The organism is Candidatus Pantoea floridensis, from assembly GCF_900215435.1.
In the GTDB taxonomy this organism is placed as follows: domain Bacteria; phylum Pseudomonadota; class Gammaproteobacteria; order Enterobacterales; family Enterobacteriaceae; genus Pantoea; species Pantoea floridensis.
On the sequence record NZ_OCMY01000001.1, the window covers coordinates 131158 to 148576 of the forward strand.

At 54.8% G+C, this 17419-nt stretch carries 15 protein-coding genes; 3 read left to right on the plus strand and 12 right to left on the minus strand.

Annotated elements, in window-relative coordinates:
• Positions 1-72 precede the first annotated feature (72 nt).
• Together nadE and cho are read left to right on the plus strand one after the other, a co-directional pair.
• On the plus strand, positions 73-900 hold the full coding sequence (gene nadE, locus CRO19_RS00680) for an NAD(+) synthase (RefSeq protein ID WP_097094133.1): 828 nt from the start codon (positions 73-75) through the stop codon (positions 898-900).
• A 110-nt stretch (positions 901-1010) separates the two neighbouring features.
• Positions 1011-1871 (plus strand): excinuclease Cho, encoded by an 861-nt coding sequence (gene cho / locus CRO19_RS00685; protein ID WP_097094134.1) that lies wholly within the window; start codon positions 1011-1013, stop codon positions 1869-1871.
• Between the two features lie 77 nt (positions 1872-1948).
• On the opposite strand, the gene spy is transcribed toward cho, so the two are convergent.
• From spy to CRO19_RS00715, 6 genes are all read right to left on the minus strand, one after another.
• The gene (gene spy / locus CRO19_RS00690) at positions 1949-2446 is read right to left on the minus strand and encodes an ATP-independent periplasmic protein-refolding chaperone Spy (protein WP_097094135.1); all 498 of its coding nucleotides are present in this window, start codon (positions 2444-2446) and stop codon (positions 1949-1951) included.
• A gap of 327 nt (positions 2447-2773) precedes the next feature.
• Positions 2774-3769 carry a succinylglutamate desuccinylase gene (gene astE / locus CRO19_RS00695; RefSeq protein WP_097094136.1) on the minus strand — a complete coding sequence of 332 codons (996 nt, stop codon included), beginning with the start codon at positions 3767-3769 and terminating at the stop codon, positions 2774-2776.
• A 46-nt stretch (positions 3770-3815) separates the two neighbouring features.
• Complete coding sequence (gene astB, locus CRO19_RS00700; protein WP_097094137.1) at positions 3816-5144, minus strand: N-succinylarginine dihydrolase; 1329 nt, start codon at positions 5142-5144, stop codon at positions 3816-3818.
• Complete coding sequence (gene astD, locus CRO19_RS00705) at positions 5144-6610, minus strand: succinylglutamate-semialdehyde dehydrogenase (RefSeq protein ID WP_097094138.1); 1467 nt, start codon at positions 6608-6610, stop codon at positions 5144-5146. The genes astB and astD overlap by 1 nt, the downstream gene beginning before the upstream one ends.
• The gene (astA, locus tag CRO19_RS00710; protein WP_097094139.1) at positions 6607-7638 is read right to left on the minus strand and encodes an arginine N-succinyltransferase; all 1032 of its coding nucleotides are present in this window, start codon (positions 7636-7638) and stop codon (positions 6607-6609) included. The genes astD and astA overlap by 4 nt, the downstream gene beginning before the upstream one ends.
• Positions 7635-8855, minus strand: a complete 1221-nt coding sequence (locus CRO19_RS00715; protein ID WP_097094140.1) for an aspartate aminotransferase family protein — start codon at positions 8853-8855, stop codon at positions 7635-7637. Before CRO19_RS00715 ends, astA begins: the two co-directional genes overlap by 4 nt.
• Before the next feature lie 877 nt (positions 8856-9732).
• On the opposite strand from CRO19_RS00715, the gene CRO19_RS00720 reads away from it, so the two are divergent.
• Positions 9733-10806 carry a porin gene (locus tag CRO19_RS00720; protein WP_097094141.1) on the plus strand — a complete coding sequence of 358 codons (1074 nt, stop codon included), beginning with the start codon at positions 9733-9735 and terminating at the stop codon, positions 10804-10806.
• An 84-nt stretch (positions 10807-10890) separates the two neighbouring features.
• Here the strand turns inward: CRO19_RS00720 and CRO19_RS00725 are convergent, their stop codons facing one another.
• The 6 genes from CRO19_RS00725 to CRO19_RS00750 form a co-directional block, all read right to left on the minus strand.
• Positions 10891-12327 (minus strand): YchO/YchP family invasin, encoded by a 1437-nt coding sequence (locus CRO19_RS00725; RefSeq protein ID WP_176519183.1) that lies wholly within the window; start codon positions 12325-12327, stop codon positions 10891-10893.
• Positions 12328-12595: 268 nt separating this feature from the next.
• Positions 12596-13237: a protein phosphatase CheZ gene (cheZ, locus tag CRO19_RS00730; protein ID WP_097094142.1), complete on the minus strand. Its 642-nt coding sequence runs from the start codon at positions 13235-13237 to the stop codon at positions 12596-12598.
• 9 nt (positions 13238-13246) lie between these two features.
• Entirely contained in the window at positions 13247-13636 is a 390-nt protein-coding gene (gene cheY / locus CRO19_RS00735; RefSeq protein WP_007892562.1) for a chemotaxis response regulator CheY, read from the minus strand.
• A 39-nt stretch (positions 13637-13675) separates the two neighbouring features.
• Positions 13676-14725 (minus strand): protein-glutamate methylesterase/protein-glutamine glutaminase, encoded by a 1050-nt coding sequence (locus tag CRO19_RS00740; protein ID WP_097094143.1) that lies wholly within the window; start codon positions 14723-14725, stop codon positions 13676-13678.
• On the minus strand, positions 14722-15597 hold the full coding sequence (gene cheR / locus CRO19_RS00745) for a protein-glutamate O-methyltransferase CheR (protein ID WP_097094144.1): 876 nt from the start codon (positions 15595-15597) through the stop codon (positions 14722-14724). Before cheR ends, CRO19_RS00740 begins: the two co-directional genes overlap by 4 nt.
• Positions 15598-15700: 103 nt before the next feature.
• Positions 15701-17380, minus strand: coding sequence for a methyl-accepting chemotaxis protein (locus CRO19_RS00750; protein ID WP_097094145.1), 1680 nt, complete (start codon positions 17378-17380; stop codon positions 15701-15703).
• Between the last annotated feature and the right edge of the window lie 39 nt (positions 17381-17419).

Consider the following 17419-nt stretch of genomic DNA (forward strand, 5'->3'; position numbering starts at 1 on the left):
TGGGGACAGAGGCGTTAGCTTTAGCAGATGATTCGCATTGTGCCGTCAGGCTACTGACTTGAGGAGAGGTCCATGTCATTGCAACAGGAAATCATTGAAGCCCTTGGTGTTAAGCCCGTTATTGACCCGCAGCAGGAGATCCGCGTCAGCGTTGATTTCCTGAAATCCTATCTGCAAGCCCACCCGTTTTTGAAAACGCTGGTCCTCGGTATCAGCGGCGGCCAGGATTCCACGCTTACCGGCATTTTGTCACAAACGGCAATTCGCGAACTGCGTGCAGAGACCGGCGATAATGACTACACCTTTATCGCCGTACGCTTGCCGTATGGCGTGCAGGCCGATGAGCAGGATTGTCAGGATGCGCTGGCATTTATCCAGCCGGACCGCACGCTGGTGGTGAATATTAAAGAAGCGATCCTGGCCAGTGAACGTGCATTGAAAGAGGCGGGTATTACCGTTTCAGATTTCGTGCGTGGCAATGAGAAAGCCCGTGAGCGCATGAAAGCGCAGTACAGCATTGCCGGCATGACCAAAGGTGTGGTGGTAGGAACGGATCATGCGGCTGAGGCGATCACCGGCTTCTTCACAAAATACGGCGATGGCGGCAGCGATATCAATCCGATCTTCCGCTTGCATAAAGGCCAGGGCAAACAGCTGCTGAAAACGCTCGGCTGCCCGGAACATCTCTATCTGAAGCATCCGACGGCCGATCTGGAAGATGATCGCCCCGGCTTGCAGGATGAAGTGGCGCTTGGTGTCACCTATCAGCAAATCGACGCTTATCTGGAAGGCAAAACCATTGATGCCGCCGCGGCAAAAACTATTGAAGGCTGGTATCTGAAAACCGAGCACAAACGTCGTCCGCCGATTACCGTGTTCGACGACTTCTGGAAGAAGTAAGCGCTCCTCCTTTCCCGCCGTCAATGCGGGAAACTTTCTCCTCCCCGCTGACTGGCGAGAAAAAGCACACTTTGATACACTGGATGGACAACCAGTAATCGGAGTGTGCTTTGGTCAGACGTGCAGCCAGCCACCGCCTCGATTTCGATGCGGCAGCAATCTATCAATATCCCGAACATCTACGTCAATGGCTGGAAGGGTTACCTAACCAGCCAGGCGTGTATACCTTCCATGGCGAAAATGAAAATCTGCCGTTGTATATCGGCAAAAGCGTTAACCTGCGCAGTCGGGTCATGGCACATTTTCGTACGCCAGATGAAGCCAGCATGCTGCGTCAGGCGCGGCGCGTGACCTGGATCCCCACCGCAGGAGATGTCGGTGCGCAGCTGCTGGAAGCGCAAATGATCAAAACTCAGCAGCCGCTATTCAACAAGCGACTTCGTAAAAATCGTCAGCTCTGTTCGCTGCAGTTAGGCGACGGCGCGCCGCAGGTGGTTTATGCGAAGGATCTCGACTTCTCCCGTTCGCCCAATCTTTATGGCCTGTTTCGCAGCCGCTTTGCCGCGCTGGAGAAACTGAAAACGCTTGCCGATGAGCAGCGCTTGTGTCACGGCCTGCTGGGACTGGAATCGTTGCGTCCGGGGCGAGGTTGTTTTCGTGCGGCGCTTAACCGCTGTGCCGGCGCGTGCTGCGGAAAGGAGTCGGTTGCTGCGCATCAGCAGCGTCTGCATGCCGCCTTAGAGCAGATGCGTATCCTGTGCTGGCCGTGGCAAGGTCCGGTTGGCATGGTGGAGCGCGGTGCCGATATTACGCAAATCCATGTGATCGATCACTGGTTCTGGCTGGGTTCGGTGAGTAGCGAAGCCGAAGCGCGCCAGCTGCAGCGTGCCTCGCACGGCTTTGATCATGATGGCTACAAAATCCTCTGCCGTCCGCTGCTCTCAGGCGTGTTCCCGCTGATCGAGCTATAAAAAAAACCGCCAACGTTGCCCAAAGCATCGAACGCAATGGACAACGTCGGCGGTCTCTATTCAGTTAGCGAAAATGCTTACTCAGCATCAGCCGGCGCTGGCGGGGTTTTGCCATCGTGCGGACCTTTTTCCGTTAAGCGTTTCTCAAAGTTCGCGTTGTACTGTTTTTTCTGTTCTGGCGTCAGCACGTTATAGATTTTGTTCTGGGTTTCCATCATCTGCAGAGCGCGATCTTTCGCGTTCGCGGTCATCTTCTCGGCCTGCGCTTCGGCTTTCGCGCGGTCAAAGGTATCGGAAGCGATGATGGCATGGTCAGCACGACGCTCTTCCAGCGACGGGCGTTTCATCTCTTTATGGCTATCTCGCAGGATAGTTTTGATTTGCGCTTTCTGCGCATCCGTTAGATTCAGTCCTTTAAACATCATCTCCATGCCGTGATGGCGCATCGGCGGCTTGTGCATCGGTTTTTCACTGCCCGCTGGCGGCGGAGTCAGATTGTCTGCCGCAGCATGGACGATATTTGCAGCACCAAGAGCCATTGCGGTAGCCAGGAAAACAGAAGTTAATTTACGCATAATATTGTCCTTACTTATCAGTTTAATGACGACAGCCTGTGTCGCGTCTTCGGAAACAAGCATACGACGCTGAACGTCAACTACTCAGAGGCTGAGTAAAGCCCTGAAAGCATAAAAGACAAAAATCAGGCAATCATGGAGAGAAAGCGAAGAAATGCGTGAGGATTTGAAAAAGTTTATGACAATCAAAGGAAAAAGGCAGGAATTAAGGAGGAGTGTAACGGCATTGTCGGTTTTCAGAAAGGGAAATGTGCGCGGTGCCAGCGTCATCTCCGAAATGTCCCTCTCCCATCGGCGGGAGAGGATTAGGGTGAAGGTGAAAGCACATTAAAGCGCCAGCGCCTGCGTCTGCTCATTCTCTTCCACCAGCATCAGTCCTGCACGTAATCCTGGTGCGACGTGAGGATTGGGAAACAGCACAAATTCGCGCGCTTGCTGCACGTAATAGCGCGTGTCGCCCTCCTCTGCCAGCAGCGTGCCCTGCGGGAAGGCGGTAAAGTTCAAGGTTTCCGGCCCCATATGCAGGACAAACTTCTCACCGTGGCGGGTAATTTGCTGCGCCACGCGATAATGACGCGGACGTTCACGCACGTCCGGCAACGTCTCGCCATACAGCAGCGCCGCCAGCGCCTGCTGTACCCCAGCAAACTGGCTCAAATCGTTTTCACCAAAAGGTAAAGCTTTTCCCAGCTCTAGCGTGCAGCTCGCCGCATCATGGTGTTCACAGCTGTAATGGGTAAAGGTGCCGCCGGGTGAACGATGGAACACCAGCGCTTCCAGTTCCGCCGCCGCTAACCAATGCATAAATTCTTCAGGCCACGGATTCGGATTGAGTGGCATCACGCCAAATCGCGCATGATATGAGCCGCGAATAGCAGTATGCAGATCGAGATGCCAGCGCACTTCATGATCGAGGCAGGCACGCCAGAAATTCTCCAGCTCCTGCTCCAGCTGTAACACACGCTGCGCTTCCGGCACATCAGCCACCTGCTGCCAGCGTCCGCCAAACAGCCGGTTGATATCGTATTGCTGATAGCGTTTACCGCTGCGTAACGCCGCGGGATTACCTAAAATCACCAGCAGGCGCACCGCTAGCGGCTTTTCACCTTTTAACAGCGGCGTCATCAATAGGTTGAGAATTTCAACCGGCGCGGTTTCATTGCCGTGAATGCCGGCGGAAAGCACTAAAGCCTGCTGCGTCGCGGTATGCGGTGTGAGGGACAACAGTCCCTCATTATGCCATTGCCAACGAAGATGTTCGTTGCTGCCCTCTTTTTGCTGTGGCGGCACACCAGACAGTGTCTGCTGTAAAAAATCCTGCATGTTCACTCCTTTTTTAACGACGTGGGGCGAACCTCTCGCCCCGGCGTTAACGCTGAAACGCGTAGACACTGCCTAAGTCTAGCAGCTGCGTCAGCTCATCCAGCGCAATGCGCCCTTCACGCAGAAGCTGCGGATCGGCTAAATCCGCCTGGGTTAAGCGATCGCGATAGTGACGGTCAACCCAATCATTCAATGTGGCGAACAGACGATCGTTCATCAGTACGGCTGGATTCAGCGCCTGGCGCTCAGCTTCCGTTAACACCACGCGCAAGCGTAAACATGCTGGACCGCCACCGTTAAACATACTTTCTCGCAGGTCAAACACGCTAAGTTCACGAATGGGGCCGCCGCTCTCCACCAGCTCACTGAGATAGCGCCACACGCCAGCATGTTGACGCGACTCTTCCGGCAGCACCAGCAGCATGCCACCCTCAGCACGTTGTAACAGCTGGCTGTTAAACAAATACGTATTTACTGCATCGCTAACCGAGACGCTATCACGCGGCACTTCAATCGGCTGGAAACCGCTGACGCGCGCGGCGAGATCGTTGAGCAGTTGCGGTTGATTAACAAATGCATCCTGATGGCAGAACAGCACCTGCTGATTACTCACCGCAATCACATCGTTATGGAATACGCCCTGGTCAATAACCGCTGGATTCTGCTGGGCAAACAGCGTGCGCTCAGGGTTAAGCTGATGCAAACGCGCCACCGCTTCGCTGGCCTCACGCGTTTGCCGTGCCGGATAGCGTGCAGGTGTGGCACCCTGCTGCTGGCCATCACGACCATAGATAAACAACTGCACGCCAGCTTCACCATAGTCAGCGCCAAAGCGATTATGATTCGCCGCACCTTCATCACCAAACTGCGCCACCTGTGGTAACGCATCGTGCACGCTGAAGTGCTGCGTGTCGCGGAAAATGGCGCGCAAAAGATCGGCCGTTTCCGGCGCTTCGATAGCGCGATGGAATTTGTTATTGAGGTTGGCGACGGTGAAGTGGACGCGACCATCGGCGCTGTCAGCCGAGGGAGAAACCGTAGCGGCATTCGCCACCCACATAGCTGAAGCCGAGCTAGCCGACGAAAGCAGTTGCGGTGCCTGCTTTGCCGCTTGCGCCAGCACTTGCTCATCGCTGCCGCTAAAGCCAAGCTGACGCAGCAGCGGCAGATTAGGACGCTCATGCGGCGGGATGACCCCCTGCACGTAGCCCATATCAGCCAGCGTTTTCATCTTCAGCAACCCCTGTTTCGCCGCCAAACGCGGATTCGAAGGTTGCAGCTGATTGCGCGTCGACGCCTCATTACCAAACGACAGCCCGGCATAATGGTGCGTCAAACCGACCAATCCATCAAAGTTGGCTTCAAACGCTTTCATTATTTTGCTCCCTGTGGCGAGAAATCGAGTCCCGGCGACAAGCTGGCAGGCATTGCCAGACTTGGACTTTCCAGCGAGGCCATCGGCCAGGCGCAGTAATCTGCTGCATACCACGCACTGGCGCGGTGGTTGCCCGAGGCACCAATGCCACCAAATGGCGCGGTGCTGGCCGCTCCGGTGAGCGGTTTGTTCCAGTTAACAATCCCGGCGCGCGCCTCCAGTAACAGTTGATCAAACTGCGCGCGCTGCGGTGAAATCAAGCCGCATGACAAGCCATAGCGAGTGTTATTGGCGATAGCAATCGCCTGTTCAAAGCTGTCATAGCGAATCACCTGCAGCAGCGGACCAAACACCTCCTCATCGGGGAGGTCAGCAACATCCGTCACATCAATAATGCCCGGGGTGATGATTGCGCTGTCACGATCCGGCCAATGCATCGCCAGTAACACTTTGCCGCCGCGTTCAACGTGCTGCTGCCAGGCGGCAAAAATCTGTCCGGCCGCCGCTGGCGAGATGACGCTGCCCATAAATGGCTGCGGCTCGGCGTTCCACGCGCCAGGCTGCAGGCGTGCGGACACCTCGACTAAACGTTGCAGGAAGGCATCACCTGCCGCACCCCGCTTCACCAGCAGACGGCGCGCACAGGTGCAACGTTGTCCAGCAGTAATAAAGGCCGACTGAATGGCAATATGCACCGCGCCATCGCGATCGGCAGGATCGTCGACAATCAACGCGTTGTTGCCGCCCATCTCCAGCGCCAGCATTTTTTCCGGCTGGCCGGCAAACTGACGATGCAGGTGGTATCCAGTGGCGGCGCTGCCGGTAAACAGCAGGCCATCAATTTGTGACGCATTCGCCAGCGCCTGACCCGTTTCACGGCCGCCCTGCACCAACGCAATCACTCCTGCGGGTAATCCCGCTTGCTGCCACAGCTCAACGGTTTTTTCGGCGGTTTTAGGCGTCAGTTCGCTCGGCTTAAACACCACACAGTTACCTGCCAGCAGCGCAGGTACAATATGACCGTTTGGCAGATGGCCGGGGAAATTGTAAGGACCAAACACCGCCAGCACGCCGTGTGGACGATGGCGCAGTGAGCTTTCACCTTCCGCCTGCTCGCCGGTGCGACTGTGGTAAGCCTTAATTGAAATGGCAATTTTATTGATCATCGCCTGCACTTCCGTCAGGGTTTCCCAGCGCGGCTTGCCGGTTTCCTGCGCGATGGTTTCCGCCAGCGCGGTTTTATGGCTTTCGAGTAAACGCGCAAAGCGCTCTACCCGTTCCTGACGCTGCGTAAAAGGCATTCTCGCCCACTGCGGGAACGCCGCGCGCGCCGCTTCACAGGCTGCCGCTACTTGCTCACCGCTGGCGGCCTTGCCCTGCCACAGTGTCTCGCCGGTAACCGGATTGTTTTTGCTCAAGGCGTCAGCGCCGCCGGTCACCCATTGACCATTAATAAAATGCGTCATGCTTTTTTCTCCTCGCGACACAGCGTGACCACACGCAGCTCATCGCCATTGTTACAGTGCAGCGCCGTGCGCTGGCGCTCATTAAGACGCACCACGCCGGAAGCGATATCTACCGGCAGCATCGCTACCCGGAAATGTTGGTAATCTGCATTGGCCACCAGGCAAAGCGGCCAGCTCTCCTCGGCTTCTCCCTCGGCGGCATGCAGTAGCCGACTCTTGCGAATGGCGCGGATGCGATCGATTTCGCACTCCAGCGTGGGGCCGCCGTCAAAAATGTCGACATAGTTGAGGTAGCGGAATCCTTCTGCCTCCAGCACCGCGCGCGCCGGCGCCGTTTTGGGGTGCACCTCGCCAATCACTTTTTGCGCTGCTTCAGACAGGTAGTGAATGTAGAGCGGATGTTTCGGCATCAGCTCGGCGATAAACGCTTTCTGTCCGGTGCCGCTGAGGAAGTCCGCTTTACTGAACTCCATGGAGAAGAAGCGGCTACCTACGCTATCCCAAAATGGCGAATGCCCGTTGTCATCGCTGACGCCACGCATCTCCGCAACAACACGTTTCATAAAGCGATCGCGGAAGTTAGCCATAAACAGAAAGCGCGATTTCGATAGCAGATGACCATTCTTGCCATCGCGGTAATCGGGATCGAGAAACAGGGTACACATCTCGCTGCTGCCGGTGTGATCGTTGCTCAGCGATAGCGTGGGTAAACTGGCGTAAACGTTAAGTTCTTTCGAGGCATGCACCTGCGTCCCCACGCGGAAGTTATACCAGGGATCCTGCAAGCCAACGGCGACCTCAATGGCACAGATGCCGACGGCGCGATTGTCTTCGCTGTCGGCCAGCACGAACACATAGCCTTGTTCGGCACGCGGCAGCGCGCCTTGCCAGGTGAGCAGCGACCGCTCAATGCGGGCTTTAAGCGTATCGCTATCCGCAGGCAGCGAGGTTAAGCCGCCTCCAGTTTTGCCCGCCAGCGACAATAACTGCGCAAGATCGTCACGTTCGACGGGGCGAATGACCATCATGATGTGGCTCCTTTGAGCACGCGTTCACAGGCACGTTCGAAGCGTGCCAATCCTTCCTTCACCTCACGCTCGCTGATGTTGAGCGCGGGCGCAAAGCGCACCACGTTGGCGCCAGCAATCAGAACCATTACGCCCTCTTCGGCGGCAGTAAGGTTGAACTGCTTGGCTTTACCGGCGAAGTCGTCATTGAGTACCGCGCCAATTAACAGGCCAAGGCCGCGTACTTCTTTAAATACCGGCAGACGCTGATTCAACTCTTGCAGCGCGGCGACAAACCATTGATGACGCTCGGCAACGCCCGCCATGAAATCAGGCTGATTGATCAGCTCCATCACTTTTCCCGCCACGGCACCGGCCAGCGGGTTGCCGCCATAGGTGGTGCCATGCGTACCCACGCCCATCACCTGCGCCAAATCTTCGCGCGTTAACATGGCACCAATCGGGAAGCCGCCACCCAGCGCTTTAGCGGTGGTGAGCACATCTGGCGTCACACCGTAGTGCATGTAGGCATACAGCGAACCGGTACGGCCTACGCCGCTCTGTACCTCATCAAAGATCAGCACCGCGTGATGTTTATCGCACAGTTCACGCAGGCCGCGCAGGAAGGAAGGGTCGGCAGGCAGCACGCCACCTTCACCCTGGATAGGCTCGACGATCACCGCGCAAGTTTGATCATTAATTAACGCCGCCGCTGACGCCAAATCGTTAAAGACAGCATGGTCAATCGCCGGAGGCAGCGGAGAAAAATCACGGGAGTAAGCTGGCTGCCCACCCGCAGTCACGGTGAACAGCGTGCGGCCGTGGAAGGCATTCTTAAACGCCACGATGCCATTTTTCTCGGCCCCGAAACGATCGTGTGCCGTTTTACGCGCCAGCTTAAGTGCCGCTTCATTCGCTTCAGCACCGGAGTTACAAAAGAACACGCGGTCGGCAAAAGTGGCATCAATCAGCTGTTTGGCAAGACGCAGGATCGGTTCATTGGTGTAGCCATTCCCGGTATGCCACAATTTACCGGCTTGCTCAGTCAGCGCCTGTTGTAACGCAGGATGTGCATGACCCAGCGCGTTAACGGCAATGCCGCCGGCAAAATCGATATACTCTTTTCCCTGCTGATCCCACAGCGTCGAGCCCTCAGCGCGTACCGGTACAAAAGCCGCCGGAGCATAAACCGGCATCATCCATTGATCGAAATCGTGACGCGAAACCTGCAGTGACATAGCCCGTTCTCCTGCTTCACATTTAGCAAAGCCTTTGTTTTAAAATTGTTAAAAATGTTAAGTGACCGCTCTACTGTATATTGCAGTTAGCGTGCCAGCCAGCAGGGAAAATGCATAAATGCCTGGACACTACGAAATATCAATAACTTAATCACCACCACTATTCACATAAATTGCATAAAAAGTGAATAAATGTCTGATGAACGTTGAACGCCAGAGATTTATTTAGCGGATTTATGCATCTGCAAAATGAAATATTGCTTTTGTGATCGCACAGGAAATATTTCGCCAAAAAGGCGCAGCTGAAGCACTTTTTTGGGGCATACATGCTCGCGCGTGGTGCAAATAAAGATAAAAAGTGGGTCGAACCGGGCGTGCTCAATGTCAGAGTGTTTTAACAATTGCGTAGCAGGGTTGAATATTATTTAAGCAGGCATGCGTTTATCCAACGTTCAATATCATTTCATGACGAAGGTTATTATCATAATGGAAATAAACAGACACAAAGCCATGAACCAAGTAATTACCCTGCTAATGATTAGCCAGATTTGAATATTTCCTTTGGAACAATAATGCATAGGCTTGTGCTATTTAACCAACAATGAATTTAAGATATTTACGCATCTTTAATTTATAAAAATTGCACTAATATCAATTAACTAAGTATTATTTCTAGTTTTAACCCTTGCTTATTATGGATAAGTTTCTCCAATGTAAAATTCCGCATAATGGAATTAAAGATTAAAAATCACACAAAAAGCCAATTGGAAATATTTAGTTACATATATTGCACTGTCGATCTTGAACCTTTTGTGTCATTTTCTTTTCACCCCAAATCTGGGGATAAAATTAAAAAATATCACAGGGTAAAAATTAAATGATGAAGCGCTCCTTACTGGCAGCAGTGATGCCTTTACTGCTGGGACTTTCTACGGCTCAGGCCGCCGAAATCTATAACAAAGATGGCAATAAGCTGGATCTGACCGGCAAAATTAACGTCTCGCATCTGTTTTCTGATAACGATGCGGCCGATGGTGATAATTCGTCTTATACCCGTCTGGGCTTTAAAGGCGAAACCAAAATTAATGACCAACTGACCGGATATGGTCAGTGGCAGTACCAGTACAGCTTGAGCAACTCTGAAGGCACCGACGCGCAGACCGGCAACAAAACCCGTCTGGGCTTTGCCGGTCTGAAGTTTGGTCAGTTCGGTTCCGTGGATTATGGTCGTAACTATGGCCTGATCTATGACGTGCTGGGCTATACCGATATGCTGCCATTCTTCGGCGGTGATTCCGGTTATACCGATGCATTTCTTTCTGGCCGCTCGGGCGGCGTGCTGACCTGGCGCAATAAAGATTTCTTCGGTCTGGTAAAAGGCTGGAGCGTGGCCGCTCAGTATGAAGGTAAAAACGATCGCACCGATCCGAGTGTCGCGGTGCGCCGTTCGAATGGGGATGGCTACGCGCTCTCTACCTCCTATGATTTCGATTTCGGTTTGAGTTTGGTCGGCGCATACGCCAGCCTGGATCGCACCAATGCGCAGAACCTGGCCACACGTGGTGAAGGCGAGAAAGCACAGCACTGGACTGCCGGCCTGAAATACGATGCTAACCAGATCTACCTGGCCACCATCTACGGCGAAACGCTGAACGCCACGCCAATTAGCGGTGGCTTTGCGAACAAAGCAGTGAACTTTGAAGCGGTTGCGCAGTATCAGTTCCTGAACGGCCTGCGTCCCTCTGTTGGCTATGTCTCGTCGAAAGGCAAAGACATTGAAAATATTGGCGATGCTGACATCTTTAAATACGTTGCAGTCGGCGTAACCTACTACTTCAACAAAAACATGTCCGTGTACAGCGAATATAAAATCAACCTGTTGAAAGACAACAATGCGCTGAATATTCCAACTGACGATGTGACCGCGGTAGGTTTGGTGTATCAGTTTTAACCGGCAGTACCCTCATGGCATCTTCGGCTAGTGTCGGCTGAAGATGAGCAAAGGGCAGCGCAAGCTGCCCATTTTTTTGTTTTCTCAGGGTGCCAGCAAATTAAAGCGGCTCTCCTGGTCCTGATCCAGCGAGAATGGCGGCTGCAGCTGTAGGATGATTTCATTCGATGTGACGTGATTCTGCTTAGTGTCCTCCAGCATCACCGACAAGCGATAACTGTTGCGAGCCCCTGGCGAGCTATCCCACGCGGGGATAATCACGCTCCAGCCCTGAGGATCATTCGGATTCGCGCCTGGCGTCAGGCTCAGCGCCTGGGTATCGCCCTGCCACAGCACTTTCGCGATGGGATTGGTGCTACGAATCTGCAATTTAAGCGGCAAACTTTCCCCGCCATTCAGCTGCCACGGCGGCGTAGCGAGAAATACCGATAGCGTTTTGCGCTGACGGAACTCCAGCACCGGCGTGGTGGAACGCGTGACATTATCGTAGCGGCTGCCGCGCAGCGAGTGTGCTTCCGCAACGTTATTGGGGCTCAACTGCTGGCTCAGCGCCACACCAAAACGGTAGTTGAGGCGTAAGCCCAGCTGATCCTGGCTTTCACCGGTATCACTGGTTTTATGGCTGGCCGACAGCGTGACCAGCGGCACCGGCGTATAGGTCACACCAAACGTGAGCGCTGAAGGATTATGGTAGCGGTTACCGGAACTAAAGAGATCAACGTCATCCCCCAGATATTGCTGCCAGCTGACCGATGCGCCTAACTGACGATACTGAGGCAAATAGCCCTGCGTGGTGAAGTCATAGCCACGCGCCAGACGCTGCTGCTGGAAGGGATCGCGATCCTGCCACCCTGACAGCGGGGTGTAATAATTGGCGGAAAAACGCAGATAATCGCCCCACGCTTCCGTTCCCAGCGAGGCACGTTGCTGCCCGCTATTGAACATGCGATCGACAAAACCGTTATAACCCAGCAACCATTTACCCGCGACCCAGCGCTGGCCAAGGCCAACGTTGCCCACCAATCCATCATCGGTCTGATGAAACCCCACCTGGCTGAACGTCAGATAACGGTAGTTATCGGCCCAGGGTGTCAGCAGTGAGGCGCCGCTACCGTTGAAGTTTCCGTCGATATCGACGTTAAAGTCGATCTGCGCTCTGCCATAAGGTGACAGCAGCGACTGCCCTTCATCCACCAGCCGACTTCCCACCTCATCGCGGAAATGATTAAAAGCCCAGAGGCTGGCTTGCTGGCTCAGGGCATTATCATCACTGCTGTTCTGGCTGGCTTCGCCAATACTTTTCGCGATGGTCGCCAGTTTTTTATCGAATGCCGCCGTTTCATCCTGATAGCCCAATGCTGGCAACGCATCGGCCATTTTCTGGAAACGTGTGGGATCGCTAAACGGCGTATCCGAGAGTTTAGTATCGGTAATCAGCGCCAGAGCGGGCGTGGCAGCGGCCAGTAAGGATATGCCAGAAACGTAACGCACGCTTTTGAGTGATAGCAAAGTAGATAACATAGTCAAAAATAGGGTTCGGCTCAGCTCATAATTAGAGGTAGATCACAAAATTGCATCTGTCTACCCTAGCACATTCTGCGCTAAGTGCCGGGGATGTCGGGTGCGGATTAGGACAATGACGAGCCGGGGACAACGATTTTGCTGAGCGGAAGGGTTAAGAAAACGTGCGGCATCGTGATGTTACGGCACGCGTTGACCAGGTGGGCATAAATGCCCACCCTACGCAGTTTTGTAGGGCCGGCATTTATGCCGACCGCTCGCGGAAAAATTAAAACCCTAAGCTATCCAGCAGGTCATCAACCTGATCCTGGTTCGCCACCACGCCGGGTGCATTGGCATGGATCTGCGGACCGTTCAGCAGGCTATTGCCCTCTTTACGGGCCGCCGCGTTCGCTTCTGGCATGTTTTCCAGCAGCACCATCAGCAGTTGACGTTCGATCTCCTGAATCACATCCATCATGCGCTTGATCACCTGACCGGTAAGGTCCTGGAAATCCTGTGCCATCATGATTTCGAGCAACTGCTTATTGGTATACGACGTGTGTCCCGGAACGTCAGTCAGGAACTGGCGCGTATCCGAAACCAACTCGCGCGCATCGGTCAGTTCAATCGGATTTTCAAACCACGCGTCCCAGCGGCCTTTCAGCTGGTTGGCGTTGGCTTCCATTTGGTCCTGGTGTGGCTGCGCGGCTTCAACGCAGTTCAACGCACGTTCAGCCGCCTGCGCCGTCATTTGCACAACATAGTCCAGACGATCGCGCGCATCAGGAATCGCTTCCGCCGCTTCAGCAATCGCCTGGTCTAACCCGAGCTCACGCAGACTGTCACGCAGCATGCGCGTCAGTGAGCCGATGCGGGTAATAATGTCGTGTGCCGAGGCTTCTTCGGTTGATTTCGGAAGGTCGCTCATCACATCTCCTTACATACCCAGTTTTTCGAATATTTTGCCTAACTTCTCTTCCAGCGTGGCGGCAGTGAACGGTTTCACTACGTAGCCACTGGCACCCGCCTGTGCTGCCGCGATGATGTTTTCTTTCTTCGCTTCGGCAGTCACCATCAGCACCGGCAGTTTACTCAGCGCGGCATCTGCACGAATGGTCTGCAGCAGTTCCAGACCGTCCATGTTGGGCATGTTCCAATCAGAGACCACGAAATCAAAGCCGCCAGCACGCAGTTTGGTCAGCGCATCCACGCCGTCTTCTGCTTCTTCGACGTTATTGAATCCCAGCTCTTTTAGCAGGTTACGGACGATACGACGCATCGTATTGAAGTCATCCACCACCAAAAAGCGCATATTTTTATCAGCCATATCTACTCCTGTGTTGTCTCGTCCAGCAGGACGGGCTCGTTAAATTCGCAATGCCTGTCCGGCGCTAATTTTCGCCAGCATGTGCTGACTGATGTGGCCTAAATCGACCACTTCACTGGTGCCGCCCATCGCTATCGCTTCGCGCGGCATGCCAAATACCACGCAGCTGGCTTCATCCTGGGCGATGGTCCAGGCACCCGCGCGATGCATTTCCAGCATCCCGGCCGCGCCGTCATTCCCCATCCCCGTCAGGATCACCCCAACCGCATTTCGTCCTGCATGGATCGCCACCGAACGGAACAACACATCCACCGAGGGCTTGTGTCGGTTCACCGGCGGACCGTCATTCAGTTTCACCACATAGTTGGCGCCACTGCGCCCCAGTTCCATGTGCATTGCGCCCGGCGCGATATAGGCATGGCCCGGCAAAATACGCTCGCCATCCTCCGCTTCTTTCACGGTGATCTGGCACAGCTTGTTCAGCCGCTCGGCAAACGAGCGGGTAAACCCTGGCGGCATATGTTGCGTAATCAGCAGTGCCGGGCTGGTGGCCGGCAGCGGCTGGAGTACGTGGCGAATCGCCTCGGTGCCGCCGGTGGAAGAGCCGATGGCAATCAGCTTTTCGCTACTCAGCAGTGGACCGGCCTTAAGCGTCACCGGCATCGGCGAGGCCGCACGCGCATGCAGTTTGGCGCGCGCTGCGGCGCGAATCTTATCGGCAATCATCTGGCTATAGGCCAGCATGCCTTCGCGGATGCCGAGCTGCGGTTTGGTGACGAAATCCACCGCGCCTAACTCCAGCGCGCGCAGCGTCACTTCAGAGCCTTTGCCGGTCAGTGAAGAGACCATCACCACCGGCATCGGACGCAGGCGCATCAGCTTCTCAAGGAAGTCGAGACCATCCATGCGCGGCATTTCCACATCCAGCGTTAACACCTGTGGGTTGTATTGTTTGATTAAATCCCGTGCCACCAGCGGATCTGGCGCACTCGCGACCATCTCCATATCGGGATGGCTGTTGATGATTTCCGTCATCAGCTGACGCATTAGCGCAGAGTCATCCACGCACATCACGGTGATTTTGCTCATCGTCTTTCCTTGCTCAGTCCATAGACTGTCTGTCCACGCAGCCAGAACTCTTTGCTGATCTGACTAAAGTTCTCTGAATGCCCAGCAAACAACAGGCCGCCGGGTTTCAGCAGGGGCACGAAACGGCGCAGAATCTGTTCCTGCGTCTCTTTATCGAAGTAAATCATAACGTTGCGACAAAAAATGGCGTCGAACGGACCGGGCAACGCCCAGTCATGAGCCAGTAAATTCAGTTGCGTATAGTTCACCATGTTGGCGAGGTCAGGACGCACGCGCACCATGCCTTCGTGCGGACCGGTACCGCGCAGGAAAAAGCGCTGCAGCTGCGACTGCGACAAGGTGCGCAGCTCTTCCTGGCGATAGACGCCGGCAACGGCTTTTTCTAACACCTGCGTATCGATATCGCTGGCATGCACCTGGAACTTGCCCGGGCCGGTGCCCAGCGTTTCTGCCAGCGTCATGGCAATGGAGTATGGCTCTTCGCCCGTTGAGGCGGCCGTGCTCCAGACGCTGTAATTACCCGTACGCTTGCGCGCATGTTCCGCGAGGATCGGAAAGTGGTGCGCCTCGCGGAAGAAGGAGGTCAGGTTGGTGGTCAGCGCATTGATAAATGCCTGCCACTCCGCACTGTTTTGGTCCTGTTCCAGCAGCGCCAGATAGCGGCCAAAGTCATCAATATTCAGCATACGCAGGCGACGCACTAAACGGTTGTAAACCATCTCGCGCTTATGGTCGGCCAGCACAATGCCCGCTCGCTGATAGATCAGCTGGCTAATACGACGAAAATGAGTATCCGAGAGCGGTAAACGCTGCACCATTTGCGAGAGCAGCGTTGTCGCTTCACTTTGATCCAATAACGTCGATTTCTTCATTTCAGGTCACCCGGCAACAAACTGATTAAATTGTGATACTGCGGTTGCTACTGTGCTGCCAGTCGCGCCATGCTTAGGGGCCGCCCTGCGGCGGCCACAAGGGTTAAAAGGTTTCCCAGTTATCGTCAGAGCTACGTGCGCCTGCGGGTTGTGCCAGTGTTTTTGGCGCTACCGAACGCAAATTTTTTGCCGCTGTAGATACGTTAACGGCCTGAACGACAAATTCTTTACCAATATTGAACACCGCAACCGACTGTTTCAGTCGACTTGCCTGATCTTCCAGCGCGGCGGCGGCAGTGGCAGACTCCTCAACCAACGCGGCGTTCTGCTGCGTGACGCGATCCATCTCATTCACCGCCAGTCCAACCTGATCGATACCACGACTCTGCTCGTCCGACGCCGAGGCGATTTCGCCCATGATGTCGGTGACGCGCGTGACCGCATTCACGATATGCGTCATGGTTTCGCCAGCGCTCTCTACCAGCACTGAGCCGGTGTTGACGCGGCTAACCGAGTCTTCAATCAAGGCTTTAATCTCTTTGGCCGCTTGCGCACTGCGCTGTGCCAGGCTGCGCACTTCACCCGCCACCACAGCAAAACCACGGCCCTGCTCACCGGCGCGCGCGGCTTCAACCGCTGCGTTCAGTGCGAGGATGTTGGTCTGGAAGGCGATGCCATCAATCACGCTAATGATGTCAGCGATTTTCTTCGAACTGCCGGTAATCTCTTTCATGGTAGTAACCACGCCATCCACCACTTTGCCGCCCTGCTGCGCAGTTTCTGAGGCGGTTAGCGCCAGCTTCGATGCCTGGCGGGCGTTTTCCGCGTTCTGTTTCACCGTGGCGGTAAGCTGCTCCATGCTGGCCGCTGTCTCTTCCAGCGAGGCCGCCTGCTGCTCGGTACGCGAGGAGAGATCGTTATTGCCCATGGCGATTTCGCTGGCACCGGTATAAATGGCATCGGAGCCATCACGTACGGTACGCACCGTACTCGCCAGCGCTTGCTGCATCTCTTGCAGCGAAGTGAGCAACTCGCCCATCTCATTGCGCACGTTGATTTCCACCTGCTGCGTCAAGTCACCGCGGGCGATATGACGGATATGCTCGATGCTCTGCTTCAGCGGACGGATCAGCACGCTGCGCATACCGCTCCATACCAACGCAATCACCAGCAAGGTCACCAGCAACGTGCCAACCACCAGCATGATGGATTGGCTGTAGGCCGCGTTATTGGACTCCACCCCTTTATTGGCCAGCACGATGTTGTAGGCCATCCACGCGTTGTAATCTTTAGCAAATTTGTCCTGGAATCCTTGCGTCGGCTGATCGACAAATCCTTTGAAATTCCCGCTTCCCAGGAAATCGATCAGCTCGCTCAGCGCCCCACGATAGGCGTTGTAGTTGGCCTGCAGCGTCAGCACGTTTTCCGCCGTTTTGCCCTTTTCGGACAAATTGGCGTTAAATTCGGCGAACCCCGCATCCGCGTTTTTCAACTCCTCACTTGCCAGCGCCACCAGATCTTTTACGGTAGCGCCCGATCCTGCCTGCTGGCTGTCCAGCAGATAGCGGATCCCCGCACGGTTTAGCGTATTACGCGCCTGCACCAGCGATACCCATGAGGTGCCCATCGCCCGCTGCAGCGTGCTGAGACGCTGGTTATAGGCAAAATTATCTTTATCGGCTTTCACCGTGGAATAGAACACTCCCCCCGAAAACAGCTGCAGTAAGGCAAACAGCGCCAGCACAAACAGCAGACCGGAAACAACACGAATACGACTAAACATAAACACCTCATTGGTTGGCGGAACGCTCCTGTTATCGGC